Genomic DNA, 21,731 nt, shown 5'->3' with positions numbered 1-21,731 from the left:
CTCCTGCGCGCCCTCGTCCGCTGTCTGATGTCAGAAAAATCCGGAAGGCGTGGAATAGGGCCTTTTTTATGCGATTGCGGCGGCTTTTCGCGGGGGTTGCCCCTACGCGCGCGCACGCGTTTTCTAACATTAGTCTTGCAAAAAATTAAGATAAGCGTAGTATATTTCAGTTATGTCCGAAGATACCAACGAGGTTGTTGAAACCACCGTTTCCACGACGGCGCAGCATGAATACGGCGCCGCGCAGATTGACAAACTGGAGGGCCTGGAGGCCGTGCGGAAGCGCCCCGGCATGTACATCGGGGACCCTGACGAAAGAGGCTTGCACCACTGCGTATTTGAAGTGCTGGACAACTCCATTGACGAGCATCTGGCCGGCTATTGCAGCAAGATTGACATTGTGATCCATGTGGACGGCTCCATTTCCGTTGTGGACAACGGGCGCGGCATTCCGGTGGATATCCACCCGAAGTTCGGCATCCCCGCCGTGGAACTGGTGCTGACCAATCTGCACGCGGGCGGCAAGTTCGGCCAGGGCGCCTACAAGTACTCCGGCGGTTTGCACGGGGTGGGCGCCAAGTGCGTGAATGCCCTGTCCGACTGGTTCAGGGCGGAAGTGCGCCGCGACGGCAAGCGCTACCAGATCAAGTTTGAACGCGGCAAGACGATCGAGCCCCTCCGCGCGGTGGGCGCCTGCGCCTGTGAAATCACGGGCACCACGATCACTTTTTTCCCGGACTCCACCATTTTCACGGATACCACGGAGTTCAAATTTGACCGCCTGACGACGCGCCTGCGCGAACTGGCTTTCCTGAACCCCGGCCTGGTCATCGAGCTGATTGACGAGCGGGAGGCCCCGGTGCGCCGGGAAACCTTCTTCTATAAGGAAGGCATTGTGGAATTCGTGCGCCAGCTGGGCCGGAACAAGGAATTGATCAATGAGGAACCCATCTCCATTTCCGGCGTCCGGAAGGTGGAAGTGGAGTACGACGGCAAGAAGATGGAGGATGACGTCCTGGTGGACGTGGTGTTCCAGTACAACAATACGTATGAAACGAACATCCTCTGCTTTGCCAACTCCATTTACAACGGGGACGGCGGAACGCACCTTTCCGGTTTCCGCGGCGCCCTGACGCGCGTCATCAACGGCTACGCGAAGGCGAACGGCCTGCTGAAGGAAAAGGACCCCTCCCTGAGCGGGGAGGACGTGCGCGAAGGCTTGGTGGCGGTCATCTCCGTCAAGATGCCCAACCCGCGCTTCTCCTCCCAGACGAAGGACAAGCTGGTGAACACGGAGATTGAAGGCGTGGTGGGCAACGTCGTGTACGAGGAAATCAAGACGTACTTTGAGGAAAACCCGGCGATGGCCAAGAAGATCATCGAAAAGAGCATCACGGCCGCCCGGGCCCGTGAAGCCGCCCGCAAGGCGCGCGAAACGGTCCGCAAGAGCGCCCTCTCCATCGGCGGCCTTCCCGGCAAGCTGGCGGACTGCTCCGACCGGGACCCCGCCAAGTGCGAACTGTTCATTGTGGAAGGTGACTCCGCCGGCGGCTCCGCCAAGATGGGGCGCGACCGCCGCACGCAGGCCATCCTGCCCCTGCGCGGGAAGGTGCTGAACGTGGAAAAGGCCCGCCTGGACAAAGCGCTGGGGAGCAAGGAAATTCAGAACATGATCACGGCCATCGGCGCCGGGATCGGGGAAGGGGACGATGAAGCCTCCTTCAAGCTGGACCGCGTGCGCTACCACAAGATCATCATCATGACTGACGCCGACGTGGACGGCGCCCACATCCGCACCCTGCTTCTCACCTTCTTCTGCCGCCACATGCCGCAGCTTGTCCGCGCCGGGTACCTGTACATCGCGCAGGCGCCCCTGTACCGCATCATCCGCAGGAAAAAGGAGGAATACGTGCAGGATGACGTAGCCCTGAACCGCAAACTGATTGAACTGGCCGTCAATGACGTGACCCTCCGCTTTGCGGACGGTTCCCGTTCCTTTACGCCGGACGAGCTCTCTGCCATTCTGGAAACGCTGGTCAACCTCCAGCGCTACACGGAATCCATGCAGGCGCAGGGCGGCTCCCTGGAAGACCTGCTCAGCCACCGGGAGGCTAACGGCGATTTCCCCGAATTCCTGGTGAAGGTGCGCAGCGGCAACGAAGAGGAAATCCTCTTCTTCCATGACATGGAAGCCCTCACTGCCTTTTCCGAGGAAAACAGGGACCTCTTCATCTTCGGCATGCCCACGGAAGAGGAACTGCTGGAAAACCCCCTCCCGGACCGGGAAGGGCCCAGCCGCCGCTCCATCACCCATGAACTGCATGAGGCCAAGGCTATTGCGCGCGCCCTGACGCGCCTGGCTGAACTCGGCATCCCCGGGAACATGCTCGTATCCATGGATACGCCCCTGTTTGAACTGGTGGAAGGGGAAGGAGACAAGGAACGGACCACGGCCCTCTTCTCCGTAATGGACATTCTGGAATCCGTCATCTCCATCGGCAAGCGCGGCGTGGAAATCACGCGATTCAAGGGTCTGGGTGAAATGGACGCCAAGGACCTGTTCAAGACGACGATGGACCCGGAACGGCGGGAGCTGCTCCGCGTCATCCTGAATGACGACAACGCCGTCAGGGCTGATGAAATGTTCACCATCCTGATGGGGGACGTGGTGGAGCCCCGCAAGAACTACATCGTGGACCACGCGCTCAACGTCCGCAACCTTGACGTTTAATTCCTACACTTTCTCCCAGAACCATGGAAAACAATAGAATCAAACCGGTGGACGTAGCCAGTGAGCTCTCCACTTCTTTCCTGGACTACTCCATGTCCGTCATCATCTCCCGCGCCCTGCCGGACGTGAGAGACGGCCTCAAGCCCTCCCAGAGGCGTATCCTGTACGCCATGAAGGAACTGAACCTGTCCCCCGGCGGGAAGACCCGCAAATGCTCCAAAATCGTGGGTGACACCATGGGTAACTACCACCCGCACGGGGACGCCGCCATTTACGGCACCCTGGTGAACATGGCGCAGGACTGGTCCATGCGGGACATCCTCGTCATCGGGCAGGGCAACTTCGGCACGCCGGACGGGGACCCCCCCGCCGCCGCCCGATACACGGAAGCCAAGCTCTCCGGCATGGGCGTGGCCCTGATGGCGGACCTGGACAAGGACACCGTGGACTTTGTTCCCACGTACGACAACGAGCACACGGAACCCACCGTGTTTCCCTCCGCCTTCCCGAACCTGTTGGTCAACGGCGGCACGGGCATTGCCGTGGGGATGGCAACCAACATGCCCCCGCACAACCTGGGGGAAGTGGTGGACGGCATCTGCGCCGTGATTGACAACCCGCTCATGACGGTGGATGAACTGCGCCAGTACATCAAGGGACCGGACTTCCCCACCGGGGGCGACGTGCTGGGCTTTTCCGGCATTGACAACTACTTCCGCACCGGGCGCGGCTCCGTGCGCATCCGCGGGAAGATAGACATGGAAATGACGGACTCCGGCAAGGACCTCCTCATCATCCGTGAAGTGCCGTACGGCGTGAACCGCGCCGCCCTCCAGGAACGCATCGCGGAACTGTACAAGGACAAGATCCTGACGGACATTTCCGGCATCCGCGACCTTTCCGACGAGAAAACCTGCATTGAAATCGAACTCAAGCGGGACGCCCGCCCGCAGGTGGTCATGAACCAGCTTTACAAGCTCACCTCCATGGAAACCTCCTTTGCGGTGAACATGCTGGCGATTCACGACAACCGCCCCAAGACGCTCGCGATGCTGGACGCCATCAACTTCTACATCGAGCACCGCCGCGAGGTGGTCGTGCGCCGCACGCGCTACCTGCTGGGGGATGCGGAAAAGGACGCCGAACGCCTGGAAGCCTTCCTGCTGGCCCTTCACCACATGGATGACTTCATCACCATCATCCGCGACTCCAAGAACAGGGAGGAAGCCCGCGAACGCCTCCAGAACTACACCTTCTCCACGCAGACGGCGGAAAGCCTGGGCATCCTGATCCGTTCCCAGGCCTCCGTGCAGGGGGACCGCTACATCTTTACGGAACGCCAGGTAAACTCCATCCTGGACCTGCGCCTGTACCAGCTCACCGCTCTGGAAAACGACAAGATTTCCGGGGAATACGCGGAACTGCTGGTCCGCATCAAGGACTATCTGGACATCCTGGCGAACGAATCCCGCGTGCTGGGAATCGTGAAGGATGAACTCATGGCCATCAAGGACAAGTACGCCACGCCGCGCGTCACGCGCATCATTCCCTTCTCCGGGGACATGGCCATTGAAGACCTGATCCCGAACGACACGATGATCGTCACCATCACGCACAGCGGCTACATCAAGCGCACCAACTCCGCGGAATACCGCGTGCAGGCCCGTGGGGGCAAGGGCGTGAAGGCCGCCACCACCAAGGGGGCCAGAAAGGATGCGGAGGCGGACTTCATCGAGCACCTCTTCGCCGCCCAGAACCACGACTACCTGATGTTCTTCACGAACACCGGGCGCGTGTACGTGGACCGCGTGTATGAAATTGACGAGGCCGCGCGCAGCGCGCAGGGCCGCAACATCAAGAACCTGCTGGACCTCCAGCCGGAGGAAGCCATCGCCGCCATCCTGCGCCTGGAACGCCGGGTGGATGAAAAGGGCAATGACATCACCTTTGCGGAAGGCAGCGGCAACGTGGTCTTCGCGACGAAGGACGGCACGGTGAAGAAAACCAGCCTGAACGACTTTGTCAACTACCGCAAGGCCGGCATCATCGCCATCAACCTGGAGGAAGGCAACACCCTGGTGAACGCGGAACTCACCACCGGAGAAAATGAAATCGTGCTCGTCACGCATGACGGCATGAGCATCCGCTTCCCGGAGGAAGCCCTCCGCACCCAGGGCCGCAACACCATCGGCGTGCGCGGCATCCGTCCGCGCGAGGGAGACTACGTGGTGGCCCTTGCCATTGTGGACCCGCAGAAAACCCTGCTGGTGGCCTCTGAAAACGGCCTTGGCAAGCGCACCTCCTTTGACGAATACCGCACGCAGGGCCGCGGCGGCACCGGCATCAAGACCATGAACTGCACGGACAAGACCGGGAAGGTGGTATCCGCCACGGTCGTTTCCGAGGAGGATGAACTGATGCTCATGACCACGGCGGGGCAGTCCGTCCGCATCAAGGTAGCCACCGTGCGCGAAACGGGCCGCGCCACCCAGGGCGTGAAGCTCATGACGCTGAACGACGGCGAAGCCATCCAGGACATCTCCATCGTCATTCCGGATGATGAAGACGAGGAAGGTGCGGAGGGAGCGGAAGACGCGGAGGCCGGGGAAGATTCCGGTGAAGCGGAAGCCCCTGCGGAAGAATAAAACTACATGGAACCCCGCTCCGGAATCAGCCGGAGCGGGGTTCTTCATCCGCCGTTTTTATGGAAGAAACCCTTTCCCTGCAAAAGTGCGCCGAACGCCTGGAACGGCGCGGATTCAGATGCTTTGTAGTTCCGGGCCTGAAGGAAGCCGCAGGCGTGATGCGCGGCCTGGTGCGGGAGTTCAACCCGGCGTCCGCCTCCTACGGAGACTCCATGACCTTGAAGGCCACGGGAATTCTTGACGACCTGCGGGCCAATCCGGACATTCAATTTTACGACGGCTTTCTTCCGGACATGGACCGGGAGGAAAAATGGGAAATCCGCCGCCGCGGCATGACGGCGGACCTGTTCCTGACCGGAATCAACGCCGTCAGCATGAAGGCAACCCTGCACTGGGTGGACATGGTGGGCAACCGCGTGGCTCCCGTAGCGTTCGGCCCACGGCACGTCATTCTGCTGGCCGGAGCCAACAAGCTGGTGGCCACGCCGGAGGAGGCGCGGGAACGCATCCGCCGCATCGCCCCGCTGAACGCCAAACGCCATGAAGACTTCAAGACGCCCTGCATGTACACGGGAACCTGTGCGGACTGCAACTCCCCGGACCGCCTGTGCAACATCCATATGTCCATTGTCAAATGCTTCCCCAAGGGAAGGATCACTGTCATCCTGACGGAGGAATCCGGAGGACTCTGAGCCGTTCTGCCATGCCCGTTCAATCCCGGATAGAAATCATGGCCCCGGCGGGGTCGTTTGAATCCCTGGCCGCTGCGTTGCAGGGCGGGGCGGACTCCGTCTACTTCGGCGTGGGGAAGCTGAACATGCGTTCCCGCGCCACGGCCAACTTTTCAGAGGAAGACCTGCCGGAAATCGTGGCCCGCTGCCATGAGGCGGGAGCTAAGGCCTACCTGACGCTGAACATCATCGTGTATGATGAAGAGCTGGAGGCGGTGCATGCCCTGTGCGGCTCCGCCCGGAAGGCCGGAGTGGACGCCGTCATCGCCTCCGACCTGGCGGTGATCGCCCATGCCCGCTCCATCGGGCTGGAAGTCCACATGTCCGTGCAGGCCAACGTCTGCAACATGGCCTCCGTCAGGTTCTACGCGCAGTACGCGGATGTGGTGGTGCTGGCACGGGAACTCACTCTGGCGCAAATCCGGCACATCATTGAATCCATCCGGAAGGAGGACGTGAGGGCCCCCTCCGGGGAACTGCTCCGGGTGGAAATCTTTGCCCACGGGGCGCTGTGCGTGGCCGTGTCCGGCAAATGCCACATGAGCCTGGCCGCTTACAACTCTTCCGCCAACCGGGGCGCCTGCTTCCAGAACTGCCGCCGCGCCTACCGCGTGACGGATGAGGAAACGGGCAATGAACTGGTGATAGACAACAAATACGTGATGTCTCCCCGGGACCTGTGCACCGTTCCGGTGCTGGACCAGCTTCTGGACGCGGGCGTCTCCGTGCTGAAGCTGGAGGGGCGCGGCCGCTCCTCGGATTACGTCAGAACGGTCACCTCCGTGTACCGGGAGGCCGCCCAGGCATGCCTGGACGGAACCTTTTCCGCAGCCAGGGCGGAAGCGTGGATGAAACGGCTGGAATCTGTCTTCAACCGCGGATTCTGGCAGGGCGGATATTACCTGGGCGTGAAATGGGGGGAATGGAGCGGTTCCGCCAACAGCCGCGCCGCCCTGCTGAAAATCCACATTGCCAAGGTGGAAAACTTTTATAAAAAGAACGGGGTGGCGGCCCTTTACCTGGAAGCCGGCGGCTTGTCCGCGGGGCAGACCATCCTCATTGCAGGCCCCACCACGGGAGCCGTCCGCGTGGAAGTGGAATCCATGCGGCGGGAGACGGCGGCGGGCATGGAACCCGTGGACGCCGCGCAAAAAGGGGAAACCGTCTACCTGGCGGTTCCGGAACAGGTGCGCCGCCGGGACAAGGTGTACCTGCTGCGCCCCCGCACGCTGGAAGACTCCTGAACTTCCTATTCCGCAGGAATGTAACAACAAGGCCGCCGGAAGAAAGGCAAACGGCTGTTCCCTCTTTCTCCGGCGCTTGTTTTTCCCGGATGCCGGGGATGAACGGAGAAATGCCGCTGCTCATTCTCCCGTTCCCTGTCCGGGAAGACGTTAATTCCCGTCGTCAGGCAGTTGGAGCAATGGGAGAATGAATTCAGGCCTGCCATGAAAAAAATCCTGGGCATGGAGGACGGGCGGTAGGATTCCCCATGCCGCTTTCTGCCGGAGCCGTTTTTCTACAACTTCCTTCCCTTAAAATCAGATATTGAATTCCGGAATTGAGAGTCCGGACGGATTTAATGATGGACTCACCCTCTGCTGATTAGGCAGAAAATTAATCGGTACGGAAATTCCCGTTGAATGAAAAAGAATTTCTCCTGCGTACTAGTGTAAAACTGTACGCCATGTTTGACTCATGTTCCATCCTGCGCCTTCTCTCCTGCGGCTGTGCCGTACTGGGAGCCGGAATACTCCACGCTTCCGGACTGCAGCCCTGGCTGCGGGAATTGTCCGGAATTCCGCTCGCGGCCTCCGCAGAGGGAAGAAACCAATGGATGCAGCAATTATGGGCGCGGACGGCGGAGCATGTATCTTCCCTTTCCGATCCGTCTGCCGCGGATGACTGCGGGGATGCGATGGCGCTGCTGGCTCCCGTGTTCCAGGCATGGCCGGACGGGCAGAAAGCCGGGGCCGCGCTGGCGGAAATCCTTTCCGTTCCGGCGGAGCGGGTGGGAGCCGTTTCTTCCTGGGACGGCCTGATGAAGCATCAGGAAGCCATTCTGGAAAAAGTCCGCTTCCTCCGGCTGAAGAAACTGACGGCTTATTATGATGCGGCCGCCATCCGCCGCGCGGTGAAACGCAACCGGGAAAAATACGGGGAACGGTACCCTGATGCTGAGGTTTTCCTGGCCCGGCTGGATGAGTGGGAGAAGAAGCTGGGGCCGCTGGACCGGTGGGTGGACCGGGCAGGGCCGGAGCAGGCGGACCAACTGCGTGAACTGGTGGAACTGCGGAAAAAGGCCCTTATTGAATCCCTGCCGGAACAGGACTCCCTGCGGGAATGGGTGAGCGTGCGGCGTTTCAACCCGTCCGGAAAAAGCTCCTTCAATCATGACCGCCCGGCCAACTGGCAGGGAATCTCCAGCATGCCGGGTCCGGGCCGCACGTACCGCAGCGGCATCGTGAAATTTAACGGCATCTCCTCTTCCTCCCCCGCGGCGCAGCTGCTGGGGGACGACCGCTGGATGGGGCATCTGGAAGTGGACTTTTCCGGGGAAAGGCTCATGTTCACCGGAAACCGCTTCGGCAAGAAGGAAAACAGGCCCTGGGACGTCTTTGAACTGGACCTGAAAACCGGGAAAACGGAAGCCCTCACCGCCCACATGCCGGCGGATACGGACAGCTACAACTCCTGCTACCTGCCGGACGGCCGCGTCATCTTCGTCAACACCTCCGGCATGCAGGGCGTGCCCTGCGTAACCGGGGTGGACTACGTGGGGAACATCCACCTTTACGACCGGGAGAGGAAGACGACCCGGCGGCTCACCTTTGACCAGGACAACAACTGGTTCCCCGCCATGCTGCCGGACGGCCGCGTGATGTTCCTGCGCTGGGAATACACGGAGAGCGCCCACTACTTCAGCCGCGTGCTGATGCACATGAATCCGGACGGCAGCGACCAGAAGGAATACTACGGTTCCAACTCCTACTGGCCCAACAGCCTGTTCAACGCCCGCCCGCTTCCCGGCAGGCCGGGCATGTTCGCGGGCATTGTGAGCGGGCACCATGGTGTCAAGCGGCTTGGGGAACTGGTCATCTTTGACGTGAACCGGGGCCGTACCGCCACGGAGGGCGCCATGCAGAAAATCCCGGGCTACGGAAAACCCGTGGAAAACGTCACCAGGGACCAGTTGGTGGATGGATTGAAAACTCCCTATTTTGCGGAACCGTATCCGCTGAATGAGGAGACCTTCCTGGCCGTCTCCTCCCCCTCCGGAGACAAGGGCGTCACTAATGTGGTCTGGTGCGACATGTACGACAACATTGTCCCTCTGACCGCTTCATCCTATTTCATTTATGCGGACCCCGCGCCGCTGCGCCCGCGCACAAAGCCGCCCGTGCTCCATGACCGCGTGAAGCCGGAAAGCAAGACGGCCACGGTCTATATCTCCGACGTGTACCGGGGCCGCTCCATGGCCGGAGTGCCGAAGGGGGAGGCAAAATTCTTGCGCGTGTTCATGTCCGAGTACAGCCCCCGCAACACCGGAAGCCACTATGCCATGGGCATGGAAAGCAACTGGGACTTGAAGGTGCTGTACGGCACCGTTCCCGTGAATCCGGACGGCTCCGCCATCTTTACGGCTCCGGCCAACCAGCCGCTGACCCTCCAGGTGCTGGACGGGGAGGGACGCGCCCTGGCGCTGATGCGGAGCTGGTTTTCCGCCATGCCGGGGGAAACGTTAAGCTGCATCGGCTGCCATGAACGGCAGAACTACGCGCCGCCCGCCAAGGCGGTCATGGCCTCCCGGCAGAAGCCTGCCGCCATCACCCCGTGGTACGGTCCGGCGCGCACCTTCTCCTTCATGAATGAAGTGCAGCCCGTGCTGGACCGCCACTGCGTCCGCTGCCACACCGCGGAAGACAAGGCCCGCGCGGGAGTCCCGGACTTCATGACATTGGAGGCCGTCAAGGGTGCTCCCGCTCCCGGGTCCGTCGCGTACTGGAACCTGCACCCCTACGTGCGCCGCAACGGTCCGGAGGGGAACTACCTGGGGCTGGCCCCCACGGAGTTCTTCGCGGATACGTCGGAACTCTACCAGCTCCTTAAAAAGGGGCACCACGGCGTGGAGATGCCGCAGGAGGACTGGAACCGCCTGGTCACGTGGATGGACATGAACGCCCCCTACCTGGGCGAATGGCCGGGAGAGCGCAATGAAGGATTGCTGAAACGCCGCTATGACCTGCACAGGCAATTCTCCGGAGCGGAACGGAATTACGTGACGATGAAGGATTCCCTGTTCCGGAGAAACGCCAGCGGACCTGTTTTCAACGGGGAAAGGCCCGTTCCGGGAGCCAGTGAAAAAAGCGTGCCCGTCCCGGAACCGCGGAATGAAACGCTGTCCGTGGATTTGGGGGGTAGCGTAAGCATGACGTTCCGCCGCATTCCCGCGGGAAAATTCAGGATGGGAAGTGAACGGGAAACCCCGGCGGAAAAACCCGCCTCCCCGGTGGAGATTGAACAACCGTTCTGGATGGGAGAGGCGGAAGTGACGCTGGAGCAATACCGCCGCTTTGACCCGGAATACCTCAATGGATGGTACGACATGCACTACAAGGACCAGGTGAGGCCCGGCTACGACATGGATGCCGATCCGCGTTTTCCGGCCGTCCGGGTGCCGTGGACCAGGGCCATGGAATTCTGCCGCTGGCTTTCCGGGAAAACCGGGAAAAAGGTGACGCTGCCCACGGAAGCGCAGTGGGAATACGCGGCCAGGGGCGGAGCGGATACGGACTTCTTCTTCGGGGAACGGGATGCGGACTTCTCCTCATACGCCAACCTGGGGGATGTGACGCTGAAGGAGCTTGCCGTCTCCGGCGTGGACCCCAAGCCGATTAAAAATCCCAACCGTTTCTGGGACTTCGTGCCGCGGGATGAAAAATATAATGACGGGAAGCTTCATCTGGCCCCCGTCAAGAGCTACAAGCCGAATGCCTACGGACTGTACGACATGATCGGAAACGCCGCGGAATGGACCCGTTCCGAATACAGGCCCTACCCGTGGAAGGAAGGGGACGGGCGCAATGAAAGCCTGGACTCCCGCGTTCCCCGTGCCGTGCGCGGCGGTTCCTGGTATGACCGCCCCCGGCGGGCCACGTCCTCCTGGCGCTGGGGGTATCCCAGCTGGCGGCCCGTGTACAACGTGGGGTTCCGCGTGATGATAGAAGACTGAATCTGAAATGGCCATGAAACTGACAAAAACGCTCTGCGCCTCCGCGGCTGCCCTCTGCTGCCTGCTGGCTTTCGCCTCATGCAGGCAGGGACCGGATTCCGTTGCCGGTCCTGCCGCTCCGGTGGATGTGAAGGTTTTTAATCATCTGGTTGCCGTGCTGGGGCATGAAAGCCGGACTCTGGAACTGGTGGACCCCGCTTCCGGAGAAAAGGTGAAAAGCATCCGGCTGGGCCAGCCGCCCAACGGCATGGCGCTTGACGGTGCCACCGCCTATGTGGCGGAAGGCGGACCGCGCGGCGTGGTGGAGGTGGTGGACCTGGAAAGCGGGGCGCTGAAAGGTTCCTTTCCGGCGGGCCATACGCCCATGGCTCCCGTGCTGCGCGGAGGTAAGTTGTATGTGGCGTGCCGGTTTGACTCCCAAATTCTGGAAATGGACGCCGCCACCGGGAACGTGCTGAATTCCTGGAACGTTCCCCGTGAACCGGTGGCGCTGGCCGTCTCTCCGGACGGCAGGAAAATATGGGCCGCCGGCCATTTGCCCGCCGGGAAGGCGGACGGGGATTTCACGGCGGCTGCGCTGACCCTGGTGGAAGACGGGAAGGCGGCTCATTTCCCGCTCTCCAACGGGACGCAGGGCGTGCGCGGCATGGCGATGAGCCCGGATGGCCGTTATCTGGCCGTGGCGCACGTGCTGAGCCGCTACCAGGTGCCCACCACGCAGCTGGACCGCGGCTGGATGAACACGAACGCCGTGACGGTTATTGATACGGAACAGCCGGACAAGCCGCACCCCGTCCTGCTGGACGACCCGGATGCGGGGGCGGCCAACCCCTGGGGCGTCGCCTTTTCCGGGGATGGCGGAAAGCTGTTTGTGACGCACGCGGGAACGCATGAGTTATCCGTGATTGATTTTCCCGGCCTGCTGGACCGCATGAAGCGGGAAAACCGGGAAAACGAACCCGTTTCCGAAAGGCTGGGCTTCCTGCACGGCCTCCGCACCCGCATTCCGCTGCCCCTGAACGGTCCGCGCGCCCTGGCTTCTGACGGGAAAAACGTTTATGTGGCCGGATACTTCTCGGACACGCTGGCGCAAGTCCCTCTCCAGGGGGAAGCGCAACCCCGGAAAATCGCGCTGAATGAAGGATTCCAGCCCTCGCGGGAAAAGCTGGGGGAACAATACTTCAATGATGCCTCCCATTGCTTCCAGGGCTGGCAGAGCTGCGCCACCTGCCACCCGGACGGACGCGTGGACGGCCTGAACTGGGACCTGCTGAATGACGGCATGGGCAACCCGAAAAACACGCGCACCATGTTCCTCTCCCACCGGACAAGCCCGGTGATGACGCTGGGCGTCCGCGCCTCTGCGGAGGTGGCCGTGACGGCGGGCTTCGTGCACATCCAGTTTCTGGAACCTTCCGGGGAACTGGCGGAATGCGTGAATGAATACCTGAAAAACATGAAGGAGGTTCCCAGCCCGTACCTGATGGCGCATATTCCCTCCAGGCAGCAGACGCGGGAGGCTGCCTGTGCCCAGTGCCATGCTCCCGGAGTGGAGCGGGGCTCCTTGTCCGAATCCGCGCGGAGGGGGAAGGAAGTCTTTAAAACGGCCGGGTGCGTGCAGTGCCACCCGCACCCGTACTTCACTACCAAGGAACTGGTGGCTACGGGGACGGCCACGGGGCTGGATGAAGGGAAAAGCATTCTGGTGCCCTCCCTGGTGGAAGTGTGGCGGACCGCCCCTTACCTGCACGACGGCCGGGCGAAGACAATCCGGGAAGCCGTCACGATGCACAACCCGGGGGACATCCGCGGGAAGACAAGTTCTTTAAATGACCGTGAACTGGAGGACCTGGTCAATTACGTACAGTCCCTGTAAAGGAGGACACCATGGCGGCGGATTTACCTGAAAAAACGGAATGGCGCGGAAAAAGCGGCGCGCAGGAACATTTCTTCTGCATGACGGCGGAACCGGGCGCGAGCTTTGAGGCGGAACTGCGTTCCCTGATGGACAGGTACCGTGAACTGGGCGGCGGCGGGGAAGATGAATTCCTGCTGCGCTTCCACGTCAGCGATCCGGTGCGCCAGTCGGAAACGCTGCGCCGGATGGCGGGGGAGCGGAACTCCTACGTCTCCGTGGTGGGGCAGCCCCCGGCGAACGGGGCCCGCGTGGCCCTGGAAGCATGGCACATCGGCGGAATGCTGGAAAAAAGACGGAAAGAGGACCAGTGGGGAACGGTGGTGACGGCCCGGCGTCCGCATTACCGGTTGTTTCTGGCGGGCAGGAAGGAAACCTCCGCTCCGGACAGCCACGGCCAGATGCGGGAGGAATTCCGCTGGCTGGACCGCGCGGCTGCCGCGCAGGGAGGAACCGTGCCGGAGCTGGTTCACCGCACGTGGATTTACTGCCGGGACATTGACAACAACTACCGCGGATTGGTGGAAGGCCGCAATGAATGCTTTGGCCGTTACGGACTGACCCCGGAGAGCCATTTCATCGCCAGCACGGGCATTGAAGGCTGTACGGAAACGCCGGGGCGCCTGCTGCACATGGACAGCCTGGGAATCGTCGGGCTGAAGCCGGGGCAGGTCCGTTACATGGAGGCTCCGGATTACCTGTCCCCCACGCACCTGTACCGGGTGGCCTTTGAACGCGGCGCCCGCATCGTGTACGGGGACCGCTCCCACTACTTCCTTTCCGGCACGGCCAGCATTGACGCGCAGGGAAACATTGTCCATCCGGGAGACGTGGCGCGGCAGACGGACCGCACCCTGGAAAACATGAACGCCCTGATGGAAAGGAGCGGCGGAAGCCTGTGCGACCTGAAGCAGGCTGTGGTGTACCTGCGCGACTGGGCGGACCGGGAAACGGTCAGCCGCCGCCTGATGGAATCCCCGCTGGCCGCCGTCCCCCATCTGCTGTTGAAAGCCCCCGTCTGCCGCCCCGGCTGGCTGGTGGAAATAGACGGAATCGCCGTCAATGGCGCCGGAGACGGTGCATTTGCTCCCCTGTAAAGGAACCGTTCCCGGAACAGCCGGGAGCGGCCGATTTCACTTGTTATCCCATGCACGGAAATGGTACCTTACCCCCGCATGACCTATCGCCTTAATACGGACCGCCTGGTGTTCTTTTCCGTGCTGTTGTGGGCGCTGCTGCCGCCGGGCGTTTTTGCCTGGGAAGGTAATCCCCCCAGTCCGGATAATGTGCGTTGGCTGGAACAATTCTGTTCCAGTTATATTCAGTTCCTCACCATGGGCGGGGTGTTGTGCGTGGTCATCGGCTTTGTATGCGCGGCCTTCATCTGGCTGGTGAACCGCCAGGACTGGGCGCGGAGCCTTAAAATCGGAATCCTGTTTATCGTTTCCGCCCTGTGCCTGGTTTTGTACGGCGGCTCCCTGTCCTTTGCCGTGTTCTACCTCCCCCTGGCCCTGATCAACCCCGCCGTGTACTGCTTCAGCGTGAGCAAGGCGGAATAATCGGGGGAATAATCGGCGGAAAATACGCGGTTTATTTCTCTTTTCCGTGGCGGATGTCCGTGGCTTCCTTCAGGAAGACGACGGTGGCGGCGATGGTTTTGGCAATGTCTCCGATGCGCTCCAGGGAGCGGATGATGAAGAGCAGGTTGACGTTGAGGGAGGGCGTGTTTTCCCTTTCCGGGGATACCAGCAGGGCCAGCGCCTTGCGGTGGGCCTTGTCCAGCTTTTTGTCCCGCAGGCGTATTTCCCGTGCGGCGTCCGCGTCCTGCGTTTCCAGGCACCGTGCGGCGTCCCGGAATTCGGAGACGGCCATGTCCAGCAGGGGGAGCACTATATCCGTGCATAGGGACTCCCGGCGCCTGATGGATGCCTTGGCGTGCCTGGCGATGCCCGTGACTTCCTCCATGCATTCCTGGAGCTTGTCCCCGCAGCGGGAAAAGGTGAGCACAAGCCGCAGGTCGGACCCCAGGGGATGGAACTGGGTGAGCACGGCGGCGCAGAGGGAGAGAACCTGGCGGGTTTCTTCGCTGAGCGGTTCCCCGTCCGCAATGATGCCGTTGGCCCCGTCGCTGTCCGGGCCGGAGATGACCCGTTCCAGGACGTCCATGTGTTTCAGCAGGCTGCCGCAGACGGCGTTGACGCGGGTGCGGATGGCGTTCAGGGCCGCGTCATAGTGGGGGAGGATGTGGTTGCCGGGAGGTGTCATGAGGTGAATGGCTTGGAAGTTGGGCTTTTTAGCTGAAACGGCCCGTGATGTAGGCTTCCGTTTCTTTTTCCGCGGGGTTGGTGAAGATTTGAGACGTTTCCCCGTATTCCACCAGGCGGCCCATGTACATGAAGGCGGTGCGGTCCGCAATGCGCGTGGCCTGCTGCATGTTGTGGGTGACGATGACGATGGTGAGGTCTTTTTTCAGGTCTTCCATCAGGTCTTCTATTTTCAGCGTGGCGATGGGGTCCAGGGCGGCGCAGGGCTCGTCCATCAGCAGGATCTGGGGGCGGTTGGCGATGGCGCGGGCGATGCACAGCCGCTGCTGCTGGCCTCCGGAAAGGCCGTAGGCGCTTTCGTGCAGCTTGTCCTTCACTTCGTCCCACAGGGCGGCGCCTTTCAGGCTGCGTTCCACGGTTTCATCCAGTTCCGCGCGCCTGCTGCGTCCCGCCACGCGGAGGGGGAAGACGATGTTTTCATAAATGCTTTTAGGGAAAGGGTTGTATTTCTGGAAGACCATGCCCACGCGCTTGCGCAGGGAGATGACTTCCACGCGCGGATCGTACAGGCTGGTGCCGTCAATGCGGATGTCCCCCTGGTGGCGGACGTCCGGAACCAGGTCGTTCATGCGGTTGATGTTGCGGAGCAGGGTGGATTTTCCGCAGCCGGAGGGCCCGATGAGGGCCGTCACGCGGTTGGTTTCAAAGGTCATGCCGATGTTGAAGAGAACCTGTTTGCTTCCGTAAAAGAAGGAGAAATCTTCCACTTCAATGATGGGATCGTCGTCTGGGGCGGCTGGTTCAGTCATGGGATGGTGAAGGAGAACGGGGTTAGAAGCTGGAGGCCGCGTATTTTTTGCGCAGGCGGTTGCGGATGAGGATGGCCGTGAGGTTCATGACCACCACCAGCAGGATGAGCAGCAGAGTGGTGGCGAAGACCATGGGCTGGGCGGCGTCCGAGTCCGGCGACTGGAACCCCACGTCATAGATGTGGAAGCCCAGGTGCATGAATTTGCGCTCCAGGTGGATGAAGGGGCCTTCCCCGTCAATGGGCAGGGAAGGGGCCAGCTTCACCACGCCCGTGACCATGAGTGGGGCCACTTCCCCCGCGCCGCGGGCCATGGCCAGAATGAGGCCGGTCATGACGCCCGGCAGGGCGCTGGGAAGGATGATGCGCTTGATCATCTGCCATTTGGAGGCTCCGCAGGCCAGGGCCGCCTCCCGCAGCCCGCGGGGGACGGCGGAGAGGGCTTCCTCCGTGGAGACGATGACGACGGGCAGCGTCATCAGGGCCAGCGTGAGGGAGGCCCACAGGATGCCGGAGGTGCCGAAGGTGGGCGTGTTGTCCACGGCCAGCTTTTTCCAGTAGAAGAGTTCGTCAATCGTTCCGCCCAGGTAGTAGACGAAGAAGCCGAGGCCGAAGACGCCGAAGACGATGGAAGGCACGCCCGCCAGGTTGTTCACGCAGATGCGCACGGCCTGCACCAGGGCTCCCTGCCGGGCGTATTCCCGCAGGTAGATGGCGCCGATGACCCCCACGGGCGTGACCAGCGCGCTCATGAGCAGGGTCATGATGAAGGTGCCGAAGATGGCGGGGAAGATGCCGCCTTCCGTGTTGGCCTCCCGCGGGTCATCCATGATGAAGTGGTACAGGTTGTGGAGGAAGACGCCGCATTTGCCGAAGAAGCCCAGGTCGTTCGGCTGGTAGCCGTAAACGATTTTGTCCATGCCGGTTTCCTTCTTCTCCCCGTCTCCCAGGGCATACACGAGCGTGTCCCGGCCCTGCTGTTCCCTCAGCCTGCCCGCTTCTGCGGTGTACCGGGCGTATTCCGCGTTGAGCTGCTCCACCCTGGCGCGGAGCCGGTCCAGTTCCCCCGCCGGGTCATCCATGCCTGTGAGGATGGGGTTTTCCCTGGGCGTGGCCGTGCGCCGTCCGTTTTCCTCCCGGATGTCATAGGAGCGTTCAATGGCCTTGATGTCCAGCTTGGCGTCCGCCAGCCGGGTGTTGACGGCGCCGATGTCTTTGGCGTCAATGGCCTTGATGTCGTCCCGCAACTCCGCTTCCCGGTCCAGCGCGCGGCGGAAGGCCGTCATGAATTCCGGGGAGGAGGCCGGGACGGTTTCTCCGGAGGCCAGCTTGAGCTCCAGCGGTTTGACCAGGGCTTTTCCTCCCTCCATGCGTTCCAGGCACAGGAGCCCTTTTGGGGTGGAGGAGGCGGTGACGTTGTGCGCGTCCACGTAGCGGTAGGATTGCCCGTAGGCTTCCTTGCTTCCGGTGAAGAGCTGGTATTCCCGCACGTCCTTCGCCATGGAGCCGGGGAGGGCGGGGTCCGCGGGCATGTGGCGCGTCTGGTCCTTCGTGATGCCGGCGTACAGGACAAGGGGTTTTTCCCCCTGTGAAGCGGGGGCGATCGTCAGTTCATGGACGGTTTTGGGCCAGAAGGCCTCCAGGCCGTTGAAGACGATGATGCCCAGCAGGCCGAAGATCATGATGAGGCCCAGGGAGAGCCCGATGGAGGTGAGCCAGATGTTGACTTCCCCCAGGGGGCGTTTGGGAGCGGGCGGAAGGCTGAAGTCCTGTTTCATGGAAGATGGAGAGGAAGTCTCAAATGACGTTGAAGCGTTTGCGGAGCCGCTGGCGCACGATTTCCGCCAGAGTGTTCAGAATGAAAGTCATGGAGAAGAGAATGAGGCCGCCCAGGAAGAGGACGCGGTAGTGGGTGGAGTCCTGCGCCGCCTCCGGCAGTTCCGTGGCGATGTTGGCGGAGAGGGTGCGCATGCCGTTGAAGATGTTCCAGTCCATGATAGGGGTGTTCCCCGTGGCCATCAGCACGATCATGGTTTCCCCCACGGCTCTGCCCAGACCTATCATCAGGGCGGAGAAAATGCCCGCGGAAGCCACCGGAAGGACCACGGTGCGGACCATCTGCCAGCGGCTGGCCCCCAGCGCCTCCGAGGCGGCGATAAGGGAAGGGGGGACGTTGCTCAGGGCATCCTCGGAAATGGTGAAGATGACGGGGATGACGGCAAAGCCCATGATGAACCCCACCACCAGGGAGTTGCGCTGTTCATAGGGCATGCCGAAGCCGTTGCGCCACAGGTCCGCGAAGCTGGCGGCCTGGAAGTCCCCCACGCCCCACAGTCCCATGACGCCGCGGCAGAGGCTGATGAGGGGCTGTTCCAGCCAGTAGCCCAGGTATTCCCAGCAGAACCAGGCGCAGAGCAGGATGACGGGAGTCATGACGATGTATTCCACGCCGCGGCTGAATTTGTTGCGCCAGGCCGCGGGCCGCGTGGTCCAGAACCACGCGATCAGGGCCGCCAGGCCGGGAATGAGGACGGCCATGCAGAGCAGGGCGGGCACCTTGTCCTCCATTCTGGGGGCCAGGTAGAGCGCGCCGAAGAAGCCCAGCACCACGGAGGGCAGGGACGCCATGATTTCCATGACGGGTTTTACCACCCGCTTGACGGAGGGGGCCATGAAGTGGGCCGTGTAAATGGCGGCCATGACCGCTACCGGAACGGCGAAGACGAGGGCGTACAGGGTGCCTTTCAGCGTGCCGAAGACCAGGGGCATCAGGGAGAGCTTGGATTCGTAGTCGTCCGTGCCGCCCACGGATTGCCAGAGCCATTTGGGGGAGTCATACCCTTCATACCAGATTTTCCCGGCCAGGGCTTTGGACCCTGCTTCCGGGTGCCTGTCTTCCATGGAGAAGAAGTGGACCTTTCCCCCGGCGTCCACGGCAATGGCGGAGTTGAATTCCGTGCTGGCCGCCAGCTGGACGGGGGTGAATTCCAGCGGGTCGCTGCTCCAGCGGACGTCAGCCGTGGTTCCGTAGCAGAGCCTGAGCTCACGCGGGGTGGAGACCAGGAAGGAACGGTTGATGCCGGAGGCGGCGTAATGCTGCACCGGGCCGTCCAGGGGGGGGAACTGCCTGGTCTGCCCGAAGAGGCGCACGGCGGGGCCGTCCGGGCGGGGGTGGGGATACAGGCTGAAAATTTTAAGGCTTCCCTTGTCGCCGCCTATCACCAGGGACATGTCTCCGAAGAGCCAGTTGACGGAGGTCATTTTTTCTCCGCTTCCCAGGGGGGACGGAATGGTTTGCCGCTTGACCCACGTTTCCCGGTCTTCATCATAGGAGAAGTAGAGGAGTTTGTCCGTGTCCGTAGCGATGACGAGGCTGTCTCCGGAGGCGCCGGGCAGCAGGGCGGCGGGGCGGCCTTCAAGCTGGTCCGTCAGATCATGGAAGCCGGAGGGGGCCAGCTCCCCTTCATGGAGCAGGGAGCGGGATTCCTCCAGCGTCATCAGCAGGAGGCGCGGACCCTGTTCCGTCTCCGCGGTCGCGGTGAAGATTTTCCGTTCCCCCGCGTCCGCGTAGGCTATGCGGGATATTCTGCCGGGAACGGAGCCGCTTTCCGTCAAGGGGTAGAGCGGGCTGGTTTCCGTTCCGGCCTTGTCCGGGCCGTGCGCGTTCGCCTGGCCGTGGATGTTGAGTCCGGAATGGACGGAGATAAGGCCTGCCTTGCCGGATTCCGTGGCGATGGCGTAGGCCGCCAGGGATGAATCATAGGAATGGGCGCAGACGGTTTCCCCGTCCGGCAGGGATACGGGAGCGGGGTTGAGGTTCCCGGTTGCCTTGTCCAGAAAGAAGACGTTTTTGCCGTTGTCATAGACGAAGGGGAACGTGCCGGAAGGGTCCAGGCCCCAGGTCCCCTGGACCGGGGCGGACGGGGAAAGGTGCTGCCGTTCTTCCACGTCCGCGCCCTGGAAGAGGGGAATGGTGACGGCCAGCAGGAAAAAGAGGATGCCGAAAACGGCTACAATGACGGTAAAGCCCCCGCCGATGATGGTTTTAGTCATGATGCGGTCAAACCACAGCGTGGTTTTTGCCACCTGGAAGCGTTCCGGAACGGGCTTGGGCTTCTTGGGGGGCGCGGGAGAAGGGACTTTGGCGCTCATGACGGCAGGCGGTGGAGAGGGGAGTTGGGGGCAGGACTCCGGCGGGAAGGCCGCAGTCCTGCCCCGGCATGTGTTGATGGCGTATGGAAGGGGTGTTTATTCAATGCTCTTGAGGACATCCGCGCTGACCTTGGCGGGAATCGGGTAATAGCCGTCCTTGGTCACGATTTCCTGGCCGTCCTTGGAGACGATGAACTTGATGAATTCCCTGGTCAGGGTGTCCAGGGGTTCGCCGGGCTTCTTGTTGACGTAAATCAGCAGGTAGCGGGAGAGCGGGTATTTGCCGCTGATGCAGTTGTCATAGGAGGGCTGCACGGCCACCTGGCCGCCTTTTTCCGCCAGGGAGAGGGTTTTCACGCCGGAGGTGACGTATCCGATGCCGGAATAGCCGATCCCCTGTTCGTCGGAGCTGATGCCCTGCACGACGGCGGAGGAGCCGGGCTGTTCCTTCACGGAGTTTTTGTAGTCCCCCTTCTTCAGGGCGATTTCCTTCACGAAGCCGTTCGTGCCGGAGGCGCTGTTACGGCCGTAGATGGAGATGGCTTTTCCCTTCATGGAGGGGACGCCCGCATCGCCCCAGTCGGAGATGTTGGAGCCCCCGCGCTTGAAGGTGGAGGAGAAGATGGAGTCAATCTGCGACAGGGAAAGGGCCTGGATGGGATTGTTCTTGTTGACGAAGAAGGCCACGGCGTCCAGGGCCACCTTGATTTCCGTCGGCTTGTAGCCGTATTTGGCTTCAAAGGCCGCTATTTCCTCCCGCTTCATCTGGCGGCTCATGGGGGCGAGCTGGGCCGTCCCTGCCGTGAGGGCGGGGGGAGCCGTGGAAGAACCTTTGCCTTCAACGCCTATTTTGACGCTGGGGTACTTCTTGCTGAATCCTTCCGCCCAAAGGGTCATCAGGTTGTTCAGCGTATCGGAACCGACGGCGCTCAGGTTGCCGGAAACGCCGCTGGTGGGCGCATACGGCTTGATGCTGCTGTCAACGGTTACTTTCTCGGCGGCCATGCTCAGGGAGCTGAGAGCGGCTGCGATGGTCAGGATTTTGGCGACAAATTTCATGGCGTCTTTTCTGTTGTGTTGCGTCTTCCGTTTCCCGGACGGTAGCGCCGTTCATGCCGGAAGACGGGGAAGTGATACCCTCCCGCCCCCATGGTGAGGAAGAGAAACCTGGTTAAGAAATCGTCACAAACTGCAAGGATGTGGTTGTGGGGGCTGTCTTTGGGGGAGATAGGGGAGATAGGGGAGATAGGGG

The 21,731-nt window shown here is 61.8% G+C and carries 13 protein-coding genes; 8 read left to right on the top strand and 5 right to left on the bottom strand.

What is annotated here, in order from left to right; translation table 11 throughout:
• Positions 1-172: 172 nt before the first annotated feature.
• The 8 genes from gyrB to M8N44_RS07785 all read left to right on the top strand — a co-directional run bounded on the left by gyrB (position 173) and on the right by M8N44_RS07785 (position 14,814).
• Positions 173-2,731, top strand: a complete 2,559-nt coding sequence (gene gyrB, locus M8N44_RS07820) for a DNA topoisomerase (ATP-hydrolyzing) subunit B (protein WP_102728388.1) — start codon at positions 173-175, stop codon at positions 2,729-2,731.
• A 23-nt stretch (positions 2,732-2,754) separates the two neighbouring features.
• Entirely contained in the window at positions 2,755-5,376 is a 2,622-nt protein-coding gene (gene gyrA / locus M8N44_RS07815; RefSeq protein WP_022397204.1) for a DNA gyrase subunit A, read from the top strand.
• A gap of 59 nt (positions 5,377-5,435) precedes the next feature.
• Entirely contained in the window at positions 5,436-6,068 is a 633-nt protein-coding gene (locus tag M8N44_RS07810) for a lactate utilization protein (protein WP_102721756.1), read from the top strand.
• A gap of 11 nt (positions 6,069-6,079) precedes the next feature.
• Positions 6,080-7,351, top strand: coding sequence for a peptidase U32 family protein (locus M8N44_RS07805; protein WP_102726390.1), 1,272 nt, complete (start codon positions 6,080-6,082; stop codon positions 7,349-7,351).
• A 443-nt stretch (positions 7,352-7,794) separates the two neighbouring features.
• On the top strand, positions 7,795-11,340 hold the full coding sequence (locus M8N44_RS07800) for an SUMF1/EgtB/PvdO family nonheme iron enzyme (protein WP_102749488.1): 3,546 nt from the start codon (positions 7,795-7,797) through the stop codon (positions 11,338-11,340).
• 13 nt (positions 11,341-11,353) lie between these two features.
• On the top strand, positions 11,354-13,216 hold the full coding sequence (locus M8N44_RS07795) for a c-type cytochrome (RefSeq protein ID WP_180975181.1): 1,863 nt from the start codon (positions 11,354-11,356) through the stop codon (positions 13,214-13,216).
• An 11-nt stretch (positions 13,217-13,227) separates the two neighbouring features.
• Positions 13,228-14,352 (top strand): Rid family hydrolase, encoded by a 1,125-nt coding sequence (locus tag M8N44_RS07790; RefSeq protein ID WP_102728391.1) that lies wholly within the window; start codon positions 13,228-13,230, stop codon positions 14,350-14,352.
• Between the two features lie 78 nt (positions 14,353-14,430).
• A complete protein-coding gene (locus tag M8N44_RS07785) occupies positions 14,431-14,814 on the top strand; it encodes a hypothetical protein (protein WP_102728392.1) in 384 nt (127 codons plus the stop codon).
• 31 nt (positions 14,815-14,845) lie between these two features.
• On the opposite strand, the gene M8N44_RS07780 is transcribed toward M8N44_RS07785, so the two are convergent.
• The 5 genes from M8N44_RS07780 to M8N44_RS07760 form a co-directional block, all read right to left on the bottom strand.
• Positions 14,846-15,520, bottom strand: coding sequence for a phosphate signaling complex PhoU family protein (locus tag M8N44_RS07780; protein WP_022397210.1), 675 nt, complete (start codon positions 15,518-15,520; stop codon positions 14,846-14,848).
• Between the two features lie 28 nt (positions 15,521-15,548).
• On the bottom strand, positions 15,549-16,328 hold the full coding sequence (gene pstB / locus M8N44_RS07775) for a phosphate ABC transporter ATP-binding protein PstB (RefSeq protein WP_022397211.1): 780 nt from the start codon (positions 16,326-16,328) through the stop codon (positions 15,549-15,551).
• Between the two features lie 22 nt (positions 16,329-16,350).
• A complete protein-coding gene (gene pstA, locus M8N44_RS07770; protein WP_102728393.1) occupies positions 16,351-18,105 on the bottom strand; it encodes a phosphate ABC transporter permease PstA in 1,755 nt (584 codons plus the stop codon).
• A 19-nt stretch (positions 18,106-18,124) separates the two neighbouring features.
• Positions 18,125-20,479, bottom strand: coding sequence for an ABC transporter permease subunit (locus M8N44_RS07765; RefSeq protein WP_102728394.1), 2,355 nt, complete (start codon positions 20,477-20,479; stop codon positions 18,125-18,127).
• A gap of 96 nt (positions 20,480-20,575) precedes the next feature.
• Positions 20,576-21,538, bottom strand: coding sequence for a PstS family phosphate ABC transporter substrate-binding protein (locus M8N44_RS07760; RefSeq protein ID WP_022397214.1), 963 nt, complete (start codon positions 21,536-21,538; stop codon positions 20,576-20,578).
• Positions 21,539-21,731: the final 193 nt, after the last annotated feature.

Origin of the sequence: Akkermansia massiliensis, from assembly GCF_023516715.1 — a bacterium.
In the GTDB taxonomy this organism is placed as follows: domain Bacteria; phylum Verrucomicrobiota; class Verrucomicrobiia; order Verrucomicrobiales; family Akkermansiaceae; genus Akkermansia; species Akkermansia massiliensis.
The sequence above is the reverse complement of the archived record's forward strand: the minus strand, read 5'-3'. Positions and strand labels throughout refer to the sequence as shown.